The sequence below is a fragment of the Streptomyces sp. VRA16 Mangrove soil genome (assembly GCF_017377775.1).
Classification (GTDB): Bacteria; Actinomycetota; Actinomycetes; order Streptomycetales; family Streptomycetaceae; genus Streptomyces.
This window is the reverse complement of sequence record NZ_JAFVLN010000008.1, coordinates 126,421-140,381: the sequence shown is the minus strand read 5'-3', so window position 1 is coordinate 140,381 and position 13,961 is coordinate 126,421. Positions and strand designations below refer to the sequence as shown.

Annotated in this window: 12 protein-coding genes; 9 read left to right on the top strand and 3 right to left on the bottom strand. The window is 74.0% G+C overall.

Translation table 11 applies throughout. The annotated features are described in order from the left end of the window. Positions 1–66: 66 nt before the first annotated feature. Complete coding sequence (locus J3486_RS22605) at positions 67–3,063, bottom strand: beta-N-acetylglucosaminidase domain-containing protein (RefSeq protein WP_207823058.1); 2,997 nt, start codon at positions 3,061–3,063, stop codon at positions 67–69. A 281-nt stretch (positions 3,064–3,344) separates the two neighbouring features. Between J3486_RS22605 and J3486_RS22600 the strand changes: the two genes are divergently transcribed. The 3 genes from J3486_RS22600 to J3486_RS22590 are packed head-to-tail and all read left to right on the top strand — an operon-like array spanning position 3,345 to position 5,913. After that, on the top strand, positions 3,345–3,557 hold the full coding sequence (locus J3486_RS22600) for a hypothetical protein (RefSeq protein ID WP_207823057.1): 213 nt from the start codon (positions 3,345–3,347) through the stop codon (positions 3,555–3,557). Next, positions 3,554–5,653, top strand: a complete 2,100-nt coding sequence (gene malQ, locus J3486_RS22595) for a 4-alpha-glucanotransferase (RefSeq protein ID WP_207823055.1) — start codon at positions 3,554–3,556, stop codon at positions 5,651–5,653. The genes J3486_RS22600 and malQ overlap by 4 nt, the downstream gene beginning before the upstream one ends. Before the next feature lie 20 nt (positions 5,654–5,673). Further along, on the top strand, positions 5,674–5,913 hold the full coding sequence (locus J3486_RS22590; protein ID WP_207823053.1) for a hypothetical protein: 240 nt from the start codon (positions 5,674–5,676) through the stop codon (positions 5,911–5,913). Positions 5,914–5,997: 84 nt separating this feature from the next. On the opposite strand, the gene J3486_RS22585 is transcribed toward J3486_RS22590, so the two are convergent. After that, entirely contained in the window at positions 5,998–6,576 is a 579-nt protein-coding gene (locus tag J3486_RS22585; RefSeq protein ID WP_207823050.1) for a TetR family transcriptional regulator, read from the bottom strand. A 106-nt stretch (positions 6,577–6,682) separates the two neighbouring features. Here J3486_RS22585 and J3486_RS22580 point away from each other — a divergent pair, with 106 nt between their 5' ends. From J3486_RS22580 to J3486_RS22570, 3 genes are read left to right on the top strand one after another with little or no spacing between them, the layout of a single operon-like run. Continuing rightward, entirely contained in the window at positions 6,683–8,224 is a 1,542-nt protein-coding gene (locus J3486_RS22580) for an FAD-dependent monooxygenase (RefSeq protein WP_207823048.1), read from the top strand. A 37-nt stretch (positions 8,225–8,261) separates the two neighbouring features. Continuing rightward, complete coding sequence (locus J3486_RS22575) at positions 8,262–9,536, top strand: histidine kinase (RefSeq protein WP_229378427.1); 1,275 nt, start codon at positions 8,262–8,264, stop codon at positions 9,534–9,536. After that, positions 9,500–10,144, top strand: coding sequence for a response regulator transcription factor (locus tag J3486_RS22570; RefSeq protein ID WP_207823046.1), 645 nt, complete (start codon positions 9,500–9,502; stop codon positions 10,142–10,144). The genes J3486_RS22575 and J3486_RS22570 overlap by 37 nt, the downstream gene beginning before the upstream one ends. 1 nt (position 10,145) lies before the next feature. On the opposite strand, the gene J3486_RS22565 is transcribed toward J3486_RS22570, so the two are convergent. Beyond that, positions 10,146–10,649 (bottom strand): MarR family winged helix-turn-helix transcriptional regulator, encoded by a 504-nt coding sequence (locus J3486_RS22565; protein ID WP_207823045.1) that lies wholly within the window; start codon positions 10,647–10,649, stop codon positions 10,146–10,148. Between the two features lie 154 nt (positions 10,650–10,803). Between J3486_RS22565 and J3486_RS22560 the strand changes: the two genes are divergently transcribed. Genes J3486_RS22560 through J3486_RS22550 form a run of 3 tightly spaced genes read left to right on the top strand, consistent with a single transcriptional unit; the run spans position 10,804 to position 13,939 of the window. Continuing rightward, the gene (locus J3486_RS22560; RefSeq protein ID WP_229378426.1) at positions 10,804–12,045 is read left to right on the top strand and encodes an MFS transporter; all 1,242 of its coding nucleotides are present in this window, start codon (positions 10,804–10,806) and stop codon (positions 12,043–12,045) included. Beyond that, entirely contained in the window at positions 12,042–12,962 is a 921-nt protein-coding gene (locus tag J3486_RS22555; protein ID WP_207823040.1) for an EamA family transporter, read from the top strand. Before J3486_RS22560 ends, J3486_RS22555 begins: the two co-directional genes overlap by 4 nt. Positions 12,963–13,003: 41 nt before the next feature. Further along, entirely contained in the window at positions 13,004–13,939 is a 936-nt protein-coding gene (locus tag J3486_RS22550) for a DMT family transporter (protein WP_207823038.1), read from the top strand. Positions 13,940–13,961 lie beyond the last annotated feature (22 nt).

The following is a 13,961-nucleotide window of genomic DNA, read 5'->3' as shown; positions in this document are numbered from 1 at the left end:
CAGTCTCACACCCCGTCTATCGACCGGCCTGCGGCGACCGGTTCACGGCGGCGGGGACCGGTGCGGTCAGTCCGCCACCGCGTACGCCTCCACCGACCACAGCGAGATCCCGTACTCGGTCGCCCGCTTGTCGCCGACGACCCGTACGAACCGCACGTCCTTCGCGTCCATGCGCACCGACTCGCGCCCGCCGTGCCCGTCCCGCACGGTCGCCGCCGTGCGCCAGGTGCGGCCGTCCGCGGAGGTCTGAATGCGGTACGAGGAGGCGTACGCGTCCTGCCAGTGGAGGATCAGCCGGCCCAGCCGGACCGGCTTCGGGAGTTCGAGCTGCCACCACGCGCCGTCCTCGGCGGGGGAGGACCAGCGGGTCGTGCTGTCGCCGTCGTTGGCGGCCTTCGCGGGGAAGTCGGGGGTCTCGTCCGCCGAGGACGACGCCGTGCCGGTGCGGCCCAGGTCCGGGCCCGCGGTGCGCGGGTAGGCGCGGACCGAGACCGTGCGGGTCTCGGCGCCGAAGGCGAGGGGGATCTCGTAGGTCCCGGCGGGGGTGCCGGCCGGGACGGTGACCTCGACCGGGACGTCCACCCGGGTGCCGCGCGGGAGTTCGGACTCCTTGGGCGCGGAGACCTTGATGCCGTGCGGGGCCTTCGCCGTCACCTCGCCCTTGACGTCGCCGGGGCGCCGCGAGGTGAGCCGGGCCGTCACCGTCTGCGCGGGGCCGCCGATCTCCGCGTCGGCCTCGGTGCGGGTCAGCGAGAAGGCGGCCTTGGGGGCGTCCGCGTACCAGGGGACCAGGTGGTCGATCGCCGCGCCGGACGCGCCCGTGACCCGCAGGGCGTCCACGCGCGTGTTGCCGGCGTCCAGCTCCGTGAAACCGCCGTCCGCGAGGCCGCCCAGGCGCCGCCAGCCCTCGCCGGGGACGTGCGCCTCCACGGAGCCCTGCGTGCCGGGGGTGCTCAGCACCGTGACCGTGGACAGGGCCCGCACGCGCGGGAGTTGGGCCGTGGAGCCCGCCGCCGCATCCTCGCGGTCGGCGCCCGCCCACGCCGCGAACGCCTTCTCGGCCTTCACCAGGAACGGGTCGAGCACCCCCTTGCCGACCGTCACCTGGTTCGACCCGAGCCGGGCGCGCAGCTGCTCCAGACGGCGCGCGGCCTGCCACGCCGCCGCACTGTCGCCGCGCCGCGCCGCGTCCAGCATGTCGACAGCGGCCTCGCCCGCCTGCCCGTAGCGGCCCAACTTGTCACTCCAGGGCCGCACTTCGGAGTCGAGCTCGGTGTCGTCGAGCGCGCCGGGCGTCCGCCGCATCTGGGTGAACGCGGCCCGCAGCGCCTTCGCCGCCTCGGCGTTGCCGGCCGCGTCCGTCGTCGTACGGGCCTGCCAGAACGCGGAGATGAGCGGCGTCAGATACGCCGACTCGTCCGCGCCGAGCACCGAGGACGCGTCGTTGCCCGCGAGGGCGGTGAGCGCCGCCCTGCGCGCGGCGTTCCCGTCCGCGAGGTCGTCGATCGCCGCCTTCCAGGACTCCTGGGGGCGGTAGTCGCGCGGGTTCCACGCGTAGTCCGCGGCCGTGAACAGCGGGATGCGGGAGGCCGCAGGCTGCTCCATGGCGTTCGACAGGAGCGCCGCCGAGCCGGAGGCCACCGCCGGTTCGCGGCCGGTGAACGGGCCGAGGAAGATGCGGTCCTGCGCGTAGTCGTTGACCGGGTAGTTGTCCATGGTGAGCAGCTTGTGCGCCGTGCCCGACGAGCCGAACGCCTGCCGCGCGCCCGCCAGTTCACCGCCGGTGATGGTCCGCGGGACCACGCCCACACCCGTCCACGCCACCTGGACCCGGTCGTCCAGGCCGTCCGCGAGCGCCGTGCGGTACGCCGTCCTGCCGTCCTGGTAGTACTCGGTCGGCATCAGGGAGAGCGGTTCGGCGCCCGGGTGCCGGGCGGCCAGGTGCCGCGCCACCGCGTTCGCGACCTTCGCCTGCGCCTTCGCCGCCGCCTTCGGGCCCGAGCCGAACTCCTCGGCGTCCGCCGCGCAGTGCCATTCGCTGTACGACACGTCCTGGAACTGGAGCTGGAAGGCGCGCACGCCCAGCGCCCACATGGCGTCCAGCTTGCGCGTGAGCGCCTTGACGTCGTCCTGCGACGACATGCACATCGCCTGGCCGGGAGCGACCGCCCAGGCGAGCGTCACATGGTTGGCCCGGGCCCGCTCGGCCAGCTCGCGGAAGTCGGCGCGCTGCGCCGCCGGATACGTCTCGCGCCAGCGGGCCTGCCGGTACAGATCGTCACCGGGGGCGTAGAGATAGCGGTTCTGCTTCGTGCGGCCCATGAAGTCCAGCTGCGCCAGCCGCTGTTCGGTCGTCCACGGGGTGCCGTAGAAACCCTCGGTCAGACCACGGACCGCCGTACCGGGCCAGTCGCGCACCACGACCCCGGCGATCCGGCGCCCCTCGACCACCTGGCGCAGCGTCTGCACCGCGTGGAACAGGCCGTCGTCGCCGATGCCCTCCAGCGCCACCGTCGGCCGCCCCGCGGACTGCCCGACCGCGAGCCGGTAGCCCCCGGAGGGCAGGTCGCGGCGGGCCGCGGCGCCCAGCGAGCGCAGCAGGGCGTCCAGCGAAGCGGCGCCGCTGTCGGCGGAGTCGGCCCGGTACGAGGGGGTGGCGGAGGCAGCCGCCGCACGCTCCGGGGTCGCGGAGCCCATCCGCACGACGAGCCCGGAACCGGACGGCACGGCGGCCTCGTCGGTGACCCGCAGGACCTGGCGCGCGCCGGCCTCGCGCAGCAGCGTGCGCAGCGCGTCCACGGCGTACGGATCGGTGCCCTGCGGTGCCACGAGCACGACGCCGGAAGCGGCGTCGGCGGAGACGGGGACCGTCACCCCGTGGTCCGAGGCCCGCATCGACTGCGGCCGCGGCCACACCGACGGCAGCCCGGACTGCGACTCCTGATCGCCGGACGAGGTTCCCGCGACCGGCGGGGCGGCCAGCGCGCCGGTGGCTCCCCCCAGCGTCCCCGCGATGACGGCGACCGCGACGGCGGCCGCCCTCTTCCTGCGCCGGAGCTGCACCGCTACTCCTCAAAGTCAATAGGGGAGCGATCAGCCCACCACTCGCCGGGGCAGGGTGTCAACGCCCGTGGCCGTTGTGCCGCAATTGCCCTGACGGGCGCGGCGAGGCCGCTGAAAGTCTTCCGGTTTTCCCGGCCCTCTGGTCAATTTCCTTCCGCTGTACACAATGTGACCAGTAACACGTTGCCCGGCCGGGGAGGTCTGGAGCGGCACCCACTGGGTAGGGCTGTGGACTCACGACCCCCTTTGATTCACGAAACCCTCTGACGAAGGAGGCCCCCGTGGCCGCATCGGCTCAGCTTCTGCTCTCGGCCCTCTCCAAACCCGTCGACCTTGTCGACCTCGTCGACACCACGACGACCAGCTCCAGCGAGTCCCCGCTGACCAGCGAACCGCCCTTCGCCGACTACGCGCCCCTCACCTCGGAGCCGCCGCTCGCCGACGAGCTGCCGCTCACCTCCGAGCCCACCCCGAGCGGCCTGGCCGCGGGGTGAGCCTGGCCCGCCTCGCCGAGCTGTACGGCGTGGCCCCTTCCTACTCACCGGCGCCGGGACAAACCGTCCGGGCGTCGGACGCGGCGCTGACGGCCGCGCTCGCGGCGCTCGGCGTGGACGCGGCGGACCCGGACGCGCTCGCCGCGCGCGAGGCCGAACTCGCCGGGCGGCTGCTGCCGCCGACGGTGGTGTGGTGGCTGGGCGGGGACGAGGACGGGGACCGGGCGCGGCCGGGATGGCTCGCGGAACTGCCCGAGGGAGTGCGCCTGTTCCTGACGCTCGAATCACAGGGTGAACGGGTGGGTGGGTGGGAGACGCCCGGACGTGAACCCCCGCCCGGCGTGCACAGGCTGACCGCCGAAACACCGGACGGCCGCACGGCGGAAGCCCACCTCGTAGCGGCCCCGCGAAAGGCCCCGCGCCCGGCGGCCCGCACCCACGGCCTCCTGGTCCAGCTCTACTCCCTGCTCTCCACCCGCTCCTGGGGCATGGGCGACCTCGCGGACCTGGCCGATCTGGCGGCCTGGTCGGCGCGCACCCACGGCACCGGCTTCCTCCAGGTCAACCCCCTGCACGCGGCCGTCCCCGCCGCACCCGGCGGCACCACGGACCCGTCCCCGTACCGCCCCTCCTCCCGCCGCTTCCCCGACCCGGTGCACCTGCGGATCGAGGACATTCCCGAGTACGCGTACGTGCCCGCCCGCACCCGCGAGGCCGCCATGCTGCGTGAAGAGGTGCTCGGCAAGGGGGAGTTGATCGACCGGGACGCCGTATGGGCGCTCAAGCGCGACGTCCTCGAAACGCTCGTCCGGGACGTCCCGCTCACGCCCGGACGCCGCGCCGCCTACTGCGACTACCTCGCCGAGCAGGGCGCGGCCCTGGAGGACCACGCCACCTACCAGGCACTCGCCGAGCGCCACGGCCCCGAGTGGCACACCTGGCCCGCCCCGCTCCGGGACCCGCACTCGCCGGAGACCGCCCGCGCCCGGCAGGAGTCGATGGACCGCGTCGACTTCCACTGCCGCCTCGCCTGGCTCACCGACACCCAGCTCGCCGCCGCCCAGCGCACCGCGCGCGAGGCGGGCATGCCCATCGGGCTCGTCCACGACCTCGCGGTCGGCGTGCACCCGGGCGGCGCCGACGCCTGGGCGCAGCGGGACGTCTTCGCGCAGGGCATGAGCGTGGGCGCGCCCCCGGACGCGTTCAACGCCCGCGGCCAGGACTGGGGACTGCCGCCCTGGCGCCCCGACCGGCTCGCCGCGACCGGGTACGCCCCGTTCCGCGGCCTCCTGCGCCACCTGATGCGGCACGCGGGCGCCGTCCGCATCGACCATGTGATGGGCCTGTTCCGGCTCTGGTGGGTCCCGGCGGGCGAGGCCCCCACCGAGGGCTGCTACGTCCACTACGACGCCGAGGCGATGCTCGCCGTGCTGCTCCTGGAGGCGGCGCGCTCGGGCACGTACGTCATCGGGGAGGACCTGGGGACCGTCGAGCCGGGCGTGCGCGAGACGCTGCGCGAGCACGGCGTGCTCGGCACGTCCGTCCTGTGGTTCGAGCGGGACTGGGAGGCCCCGGGACAGCCGGCCGTGCCCGCGGAGCAGTGGCGTACGGACTGCGTGGCCACCGCCACCACCCACGACCTGCCGTCCACCGCGGCCCGGCTCACCGGCGACGACGTCCGGCTGCGCGAGCGGCTCGGCCTGTCCACCGGCACGGCGGCCGAGGCGGCGGCGGAGGTCGCCGACTGGCTCGGCCTGTTCGCGCGGCTCGGGCTGCTGCCCGGCGGGAGCCAGGACGAGGAGGAGGCGGTCCGTGCCGTCCACCGGTTCCTGCTGCGCACCCCGGCCCGGATGATCGGCGTCTGGCTGCCCGACCTGGTCGGCGACCGGCGCCCGCAGAATCTGCCCGGGACCTGGGACGAGTACCCCAACTGGCGGCTCCCGGTCGCCGATGCCGCGGGGCACCCCGTCACCCTGGAGGACCTGGCCGCATCCCCGCGCGCACACGCGTTGCTCGACGTGTTCCGGGGATTCGGAAGGGCGGACGACGGGACGGATGTGCCTCTTACAGGCCCCCCGGACGCGCGGCTCGTTTAGGCGTTCGCTACGTTGGCACCGTGGACAAGAAGAACGCCCTGCGCGCCGGCGCCCTGGCTGCCGGTACGACGCTGATGATGCTGCTCATGTCGTCCCCCGCGCTCGCGCTCACGCGCGACGACGGCGACGACCCGGGATCCGGCCTGAGCGTGATCGACACGGTCGGTCTGTTCGTCGTGGCCCCGCTCGCCCTGTTCGCGATCATCGCCGGTCTGGTGATCCTGGGCGACAAGTCGCGCAAGCAGCAGAAGCAGGGCTGAGCCCCGCACTCCCGCTGATCGAGGGCACCCGCCGCGGCCGAGCCGCGGCGGGTGCCCTCGACGCGTTCTCGGGGCGTCTGCCTCTCAGGGCGTCTTCGCCGTCAAGTACCGCTGCACGGCCGGGCCGAGCCAGTCCACGACCTCGTCCCGCCCCAGCGCCGCGCTCGCCGGGAACCCCAGCACGTACCGGGTCAGCGCGAACCCGAGCACCTGTGACGCGCTGAGCGCCGCCCGCACCGGCGCCTGCTCCGGGTCGGGGCAGACCTCCCGGGCGATCGGGACCAGCTGGTCGCGCAGCACCTCCCGCATCCGCTCGGCGGCGGCCGCGTTGGTGGTCGCGACCCGCAGCAGGGCGGTCAGCACCTCGTCGCGCTCCCACAGGTCCAGGAAGTGGGCCACCAGGGTCCGGCCGATCTCCTCGCGCGGCACGTCCCGCGGGTCGGGCAGCCGCAGCTCGATCGTGACGGCCGCCGCGAAAAGCCCTTCCTTGTTGCCGAAGTAGCGCATCACCATGGACGGATCGATCCGGGCGTCGCGCGCGATGGCGCGGATCGTGGCCCGCTCGTACCCGTCCGCGGCGAACCGCTCGCGGGCCGCGGCCAGGATCGTCGCGCGCGTGGCGTCCGCTCTCCTGGCGCCCTTCACCTGCTGCTTCTCCGTCATGCCAACAAACGTAGGCCAACACCTGTTGACAGTCCATAGCTGCCGCTCTACTTTTGCCAACAAGCGTTGACCAACAAGCGTTGGCAGATGGCCCGAGGAGGCCCTCATGAACGACATGAACGGCGCGAACGGCACGCACAACGGCACCGCGCACAACGTGATCGTCGTCGGCTCCGGCCCGACCGGCCTGCTGCTCGCGGGAGACCTGGCCGCCGCGGGCGTGCCCGTCACCCTCGTCGAGCGCCGCCCGCACCAGATCAGCAACCTCTCCCGGGCCTTCGTCGTGCACGCCCGCACCCTGGAGCAGCTCGACGCCCGCCCGTCTCCCACCACCGCCCTCGACGGACGCCCCGCGGGCGCACCTCTTCCGCGGAGCCTCGCCGACGAGATCGAGGGCCGCGGGCAGCAGCTCGACCGGCTCCGCCTCTTCGGGCACCTCACCGTCGACCTGAGCGGCCTGCCGTCCCGCTTCAACCACCTCCTCGTCGTGCCGCAGTACGAGGTCGAGAAGGCCCTGGAGCGGCGCGCCGTCGAGGCCGGGGTCACCTTCTCGTACGAGACCGAGGTGACGGGCCTGGTGCAGGGCGCGGACGGCGTCACCCTCCAGGTCAGGCACCTCCAGGAGGGCGGCGGGGCGGGCGAGTTGAGCGCCGCGTACGTCGTCGGCACCGACGGCATGCGCAGCTCCGTGCGCGAGGCGCTCGGCCTGCCCTTCCCCGGCAAGTCGGTCATCCGCTCCGTCGTGCTCGCCGACGTGAAGCTCGCGGAGCAGCCGGAGAACCTGCTGACCGTGAACGCGGTGGGGGACGCCTTCGCCTTCATCGCTCCCTTCGGCGACGGCTACTACCGCGTCATCGCCTGGAACCGCGCCCACGACGTCCCCGACACCGACCCCCTCGACCTCGACGAGGTCAGGGCGACCGCGAAGCTCGCCCTCGGCCGTGACTACGGCATGCACGAGGCGCGCTGGATGTCCCGCTTCCACAGCGACGAGCGCCAGGCGCCCGCCTACCGCGTCGGCCGCGTCCTGCTCGCCGGAGACGCCGCGCACGTGCACACCCCGGCCGGCGGCCAGGGCATGAACACCGGCCTCCAGGACGCCGCCAATCTCGGCTGGAAGCTGGCCGCCGTCCTCAACGGCCGCGCCGCGGAAGCCCTGTTGGACACCTACGAGGCCGAGCGCCACCCCGTCGGCAGGGCCGTGCTGCGCAGCAGCGGCGGCATCGTGCGGATGGCGATGGCCAACCGCCCCTGGACGCTCGCGGCCCGCGCCGCACTGACCACGCTCCTCGGCCGGGTGCGCCCCGCCCGCGACCGCGCCGTCGGCCAGATCACCGGCATCGACTTTAGCTACCCGGCGCCCAAGGGCTCCCACGCCCTCGTCGGCAAGCGCATCCCGGACGTCCGGCTGGAGGGCGGCACCCGGCTCTACGAAGCCTTGCGCGCGGGCGAGTTCGTGCTGATCCTGCCCCAGGGGGAGACCCTCAAGAGCGAGACCGTACGGGTCGCGCACTGGGCGGGCACACGGCGTACGGCGCTGCTCGTGCGGCCCGACGGATACGGGGCGTGGGCGCGGGACTCGGTCCCGGAAGGGGGAGTTAAGTCCACCGACGTGCCCTGGGAGTTCGCCGGATACTCCTTGCGGTAACAGTCGAATACCGCGGCGAACAGGGGAGTTGAGGGTCATGCGAGGATTCCGGGCGATCCGGCGGTGCCATGAGCAGATGTGGCTGTGGCTGGCGGCCATGCACTGGACGACGACCGTCGCCACCGCCGCCTTCATCCCCCTCCCGAGTCTGATGCGCTGGTCGGTGGCGGGCATGCGCCGGCTCACCGGCCGGCAGCGGGCGCTGGCCGGCGCCTGGTCCGGCACCCCGGTCGAGGCGCCGCCCCGGCCGCCGGGCCCGAAGGGGGAACCGCCGATCGGGCTCGCCGCCCGCTGGAAGTGGCTGCTGAACGACCCGCAGGACGTGCGGGGCTGGCGCTGGACGGCGGTGCACTCCCTCCCGGCGGGCCTGCTGGCCTGCGTCCCGCTCTCCTTCGTCCTCTACGGCCTGTACGGGCTCTTCCTCGCCGCCTTCGGCCCGGCCCTGTCGGCGCGCGGCGGCCGGTCCTGGGAGGGCAGCCTCTGGTACACCGGCTTCGAGGTCACCGACGGCACGACCGCCGGGCTCGCGGCCGTCGGCGCGGCGCTGATCGGGGCGGCGGGCCTGGCCATGGCGCCCGCCGTCATGGATCTGCACAGCCGGCTCGTGCGCAGTGCCCTCACCCCCAGCGACCAGGAGCTGATGGCGGCCCGCATCGCCCATCTCGCCGCGACCCGCTCCGACGCCGTGGACACCTCGGCCGCCGAACTCCGGCGTATCGAGCGCGACCTGCACGACGGCGCGCAGGCGCGCCTGGTGGCGATGGGCATGACCCTGGACGCGGCGGAGCACCTGATGCGGCGCGATCCGGAGGAGGCGGCGAAGCTGCTCGCCGAGGCCCGTGCCTCCTCGTCGGCCGCTCTGAAGGAACTGCGCGACCTGGTCCGCGGCATCCACCCGCCGGTCCTCGCCGACCGTGGACTCGCCGACGCCGTGCGGTCGTTGGCCCTGCTGAGCCCGCTGGACGCGGAGGTCACCGTCGACCTCCCGGCCCGCCCCGAGCCGCCCGTCGAGTCCGCCGTCTACTTCGCGGTCGCCGAGACGGTCACGAACGCGGCCAAGCACGCGGACGGCGCCGAGCGGCTGTGGATCGACATCGGCTACGACCCCGCGCGCCCGGCGCTGCGGGTCAGTGTCACCGACGACGGCCGCGGCGGCGCCGACCCGGCCCGCGGCAGCGGCCTCGCGGGCATCGAGCGCCGCCTCGCCACCTTCGACGGTGTCATGGTGGTCCACAGCCCGGCCGGCGGACCGACCCAGATCTCGATGGAGGTGCCGTGCGCATTGTCGTCGCCGAAGACCACTTCCTGCTGAGGGACGGTCTCATGCGGCTCCTGGCGGCGTACGGCCACGAGGTCGTCGCCGCCGTCGACAACGGCCCGGAGCTGCTGGCCGCCCTCGTCACCGAGCGGCCGGACGTCGCGGTCGTCGACGTACGCCTGCCGCCCGACTTCGCCGACGAGGGCCTGCGCGCGGCCGTGGCGGCCCGCCAACAGGTCCCGGGGCTGCCGGTGCTGCTGCTCTCGCAGTACGTGGAGCCGCTGTACGCGCGGGAGTTGCTGGCCGACGGCGCGGGCGCGGTCGGCTATGTCCTCAAGGACCGGGTCACCGACGGCGCGGAGTTCCTGCGCACCATCGGACAGGTGGCCTGCGGCGGCACGGCCATGGACCCCGAGGTCGTCTCCAAGCTGCTGGCCCGCAAGGTGCGCGACGAACGGCTCGGCTCCCTGACGGCCCGCGAGCGGGACGTGCTCGGCCTCCTCGCGCAGGGCCGGTCCAACGCCGGGGTGGCGGAGACCCTGTTCGTCACCGAGAAGGCCGTGACCAAGCACATCGGCAACATCTTCACGAAGCTCGGCCTGTATCCCGGCGAGAGCGACAACCGGCGGGTGCTCGCCGTCCTCGCCTACCTGGAGGGCTGAACTACCGTTCGGTCGCGGTGGTGGCCAGCAACTTCCGCAGCAGATCCGTGAGTTGCTCCGCCTGCTCGCCGTCGAACGCCGCCTCCACCGCCTTCTTCTGCACGTCGAGACCGGCGCCCACCGCCTCGTCCACGAGAGCCAGTCCCTCCTCGGTGAGGGTGACCTGGAGGCCGCGCCGGTCGTGCGGATCGGGCGAGCGGCGCACCAGGCCCCGCCGCTCCAGCTTGTCCAGGCGCCCCGTCATGCCGCCCGTCGTCAGCATCAGCGTCGCCGACAGCTGGCGGGGGGAGAGTGTGTACGGGGCGGCGGCGCGGCGCAGCGTCGCCAGCACGTCGAACTCGCCGCGCGAGATGCCGATCCGCGCGTACGCCGTCTCGACGCGGTCGCCCATCGCGCGGGCCAGCCGGTAGACCCGGCCGAAGACCTCCATGGCGGTGGTGTCGAGGTCGGGGCGGACGGCGGCCCACTGCTCGATGATCGCGTCGACGGCGTCGTGGTCAGTCATGTCCCGAGTATCGGCCATGTGCCGAGTATCGGCCCGCACTCACTCTCAGGCAAGAAAGTAGCTTGCAAAAAAGTAGCTTACGACTAAGCTACTTTCCATCGAGCTACTTAGGGGGGTCCCCGTGCGGACGCAGCGCATACCCGGTGAGCGGTCCATGACCTTCGCCGCAGCCGTGAACGGCATCGGCAACGGCATGTACATCCCGTTCACGCTGGTCTTCTTCCACTCCGTGACGGGCCTGTCCTTCCCGGTCGTCGGCGCGGTCCTCACGGTCACCGGCCTGATCGGGATGGGTGCGCTGCCGCTCGCCGGCGCGGCCGTGGACCGGTTCGGGGCGCGCCCCGTCCAGTACGTCCTGTACGCGGCCCGCGCGGTCGGCTTCCTCCTCTACCCGGCGGCCCACGCGCTGCCCGCCTTCGCGGCGGTGGTCATGGTGACGGCCGCCGCCGACCGGGCCTTCCCCGCGGTGCAGTCCGCGCTGATCGGCGAGGTGGCGCGCGGCGCCGACCGCGACCGGCTCCAGGCGGCGCTGCGCGCGCTGACCAACGGCGGCCTCGGCGCGGGCTCGCTGCTCGCGACGCTGGTGATCGGGGTGGCGGGCAGCGGCGCCTACACGTACGCGGCGTGGGGCAACGCGCTGTCGTTCGCGGTGGCGGCCCTCGCGCTGCGCCCCCTGCGCCCGATCCGGACGGTGGCGACGGCGGCAGGGGCGGTGCCGGGCGCACGCCGCGGCGCCGGGTACCGGCTGGTCGCCGCCGACCGCCCCTTCCTGATCGTGACCTCGGCGAACTTCCTCAACGCCCTGTCCTACTCGGCCCTTTCGGTGCTCTTCCCGCTCTTCGTCGTGCAGTGGCTGCGGGCCCCCGCGGCGCTCACCGGCACCGCGTTCACCGTCAACACCGTGCTGTGCGGCGTGGTCGGGATGTGGGTCGCGGCCCGGGTGCGCGGCTCGGGCGCCCGCCGCACCCGCTCGGCGGCGCTCGGCGGCACGCTGTTCGCGACGGCGTTCGCCGGTCTGGCCGTGTTCGCCGCGGTCCGTCCGACCGTCACCTGGGCGATCGGGGCGGTCCTGGTCGCCCTGGTCGTCCTCTACACGCTCGGCGAGCTGATCCACAGCCCGTCGGCCGAGGTGCTCGCCGTCTCGGCGGCGCCGGAGGCGGTCCGCGGCCGGTACATGGCGACGTACCAGCTCTCCTGGTCCCTCGCGAAGGCGCTCGCGCCGTCCCTGTTCACCGGTCTGCTCGCGGTCGACGGCCGGGTGCCGTGGCTCTTCCTGATCGGTACGTCGCTGGTGGCGGCCGCGCTGCTGCTGCGGGTCGAGCGGCGCCTGCCGGTGGAGTCCGTGGTCGTGGCCCGCTCGGCGGAGCCCGCGCGCGAGGTGGTGAGGGCGGCATGAGGCGCACCCCGACGGTCCTGCTGACCGCGCTCGCCCCGGTCTCGTGGGGTTCGACGTACGCGGTGACGACCGAACTCCTGCCCCCGGAACGGCCGTTGTTCACGGCGGCGCTGCGCGCCCTGCCCGCCGGCCTGGTGCTGCTGGCCCTCGCGCGGCGCCTCCCGGCGGGGGCGTGGTGGTGGCGGTCGGCCGTGCTGGGCGCGCTGAACATCGGGGCGTTCTTCCCGCTCCTCTTCCTCGCCGCGTACCGCCTGCCGGGCGGTCTTGCGGCGGTGGTCGGCTCGGTCGGCCCGCTGTTCGTGGCGGGCCTCGCGGTGCCGCTTCTCGGTCAACGCCCCACCGCCCGGCAGCTGTTGACGGGCGTGGCGGCCGCGCTCGGGGTGAGTCTCGTGGTGCTGCGGGCGGCCGGTGCCCCGGCCCCGCTGGGGATGGCGGCGGCGCTCGCCTCGACGGCGTCGATGTCGGCCGGCACGGTGCTGACGAAGAAGTGGGGGCGCCCCGAGGGTGCGGGCCCGCTGGCCCTCACCGCCTGGCAGCTCACTGCGGGCGGCCTCCTGATCGCACCGCTCGCCGCGGCGCTGGAGGGCGCGCCGCCCGCGCTCGACGCCCCGGCCCTGGCCGGGTACGGCTATCTGGCGCTGGCCAACACGGCGGTCGCGTACTGGCTCTGGTTCCGCGGCATCGGCCGGCTCACGGCCACGCAGGTCACGCTGCTCGGCCCGCTGTCCCCGGTGACGGCGGCGGTGATCGGCTGGGCGGCCCTCGGCCAGGCGCTCACCCCGCTCCAACTGGCCGGAACGGGACTGGCGTTGGGGGCGACGGTGTTCGGCCAGCACACCCCCAAACCGTTCGGCAAAGCTGAACATTATCAGCGGAAGTTTTCGATGGACGCGATCGGTGGGGCGCTGCGACGGTAGCGGGGAGACAGCATCCCGAGCGTGAGAGGCACCGGATCCCGATGGCAGTCCTGGACCGTACCCGTACCCCCGTCGAGCCGAGCGCGGCCCCCGGCCGTGCGGCGGGCGGCCTCGGCGCGGGCCTCGCCCTCGCCGCGCTCGCCACGGTCGTCTGGTCCGGCAGCTTCGTCACCGCACGCGGCCTGCACGACAGCGTCCCGCCGGTCCAGCACGCGTTCTGGCGCTGGGTGATCGCGATCGTGGCGCTGGCACCGTTCGGGATCCGGGCGGCGTGGCGTGAACGGGCCTTGCTGCGCAGCCACTTGACGTTCGTGACGCTGGCCGCCCTGCTCGGCGTCACCGTCTACAACACCCTCGTCAACCAGGCCGGCCTGACGACGTCCGCCGGCAACATGGGCATGATCATGGCCGCCTCGCCGGTCCTCATGGCGGTGTACGAGCGAGCGGGCGGCGCCCGCCTCGGGGCACGCCGGGTGACCGGAACTCTGCTGGCCTGCGCGGGAGTCGTCCTCCTGGTCAGCAAGGGCTCGCTGACCCCCGACTTCGCGCCGGGCGACCTGTGGGTGGTCGCCGCGGCCGTCTGCTTCGGCTCGTACAGCGCCCTGCTGCGCCGCCGCCCGCCGGAGCTCGGCGGCGTCCCCTTCCTGTTCGCGACGTTCGTCCTCGGCACGCTGATGCTGCTCCCCGCGTACGTGGTGAGCGTGTGGACCCAGGGCGGCTTCGAGGTCCGCCCCGGCACGGTGGGGCCCTTGTCGTACGTGGGCGTGGTCTCGTCCGCGATCGCCTTCTTCGCCTGGAACAAGGCGATCGCCCTCGTCGGCGCGGCCCGCGCCGGCGTCGTGTACTACCTCCAGCCGGTGTGCGTGGCGCTGCTGTCGTACGCGGTCCTGGGGGAGTCGATGGGGTGGATGCGGGTGGGGTGCATGGTGCTGATCCTCGGCGGGGTGGTGCTGGCGTCGGTCGGGCGCGGCGACTAGACGGACGCCGACATCTGTCTGC

Bases quoted from the DNA above. Each gene is read 5' to 3' on its own strand.
- J3486_RS22580 (WP_207823048.1), top strand. From the start codon at position 6,683: ATGAACGACATGAACGGCGCGAACGGCACGCACAACGGCACCGCGCAC.
- J3486_RS22565 (WP_207823045.1), bottom strand. From the start codon at position 10,649: ATGACTGACCACGACGCCGTCGACGCGATCATCGAGCAGTGGGCCGCC.
- J3486_RS22575 (WP_229378427.1), top strand. From the start codon at position 8,262: ATGCGAGGATTCCGGGCGATCCGGCGGTGCCATGAGCAGATGTGGCTG.
- J3486_RS22555 (WP_207823040.1), top strand. From the start codon at position 12,042: ATGAGGCGCACCCCGACGGTCCTGCTGACCGCGCTCGCCCCGGTCTCG.
- J3486_RS22550 (WP_207823038.1), top strand. From the start codon at position 13,004: ATGGCAGTCCTGGACCGTACCCGTACCCCCGTCGAGCCGAGCGCGGCC.
- J3486_RS22585 (WP_207823050.1), bottom strand. From the start codon at position 6,576: ATGACGGAGAAGCAGCAGGTGAAGGGCGCCAGGAGAGCGGACGCCACG.
- J3486_RS22560 (WP_229378426.1), top strand. From the start codon at position 10,804: ATGACCTTCGCCGCAGCCGTGAACGGCATCGGCAACGGCATGTACATC.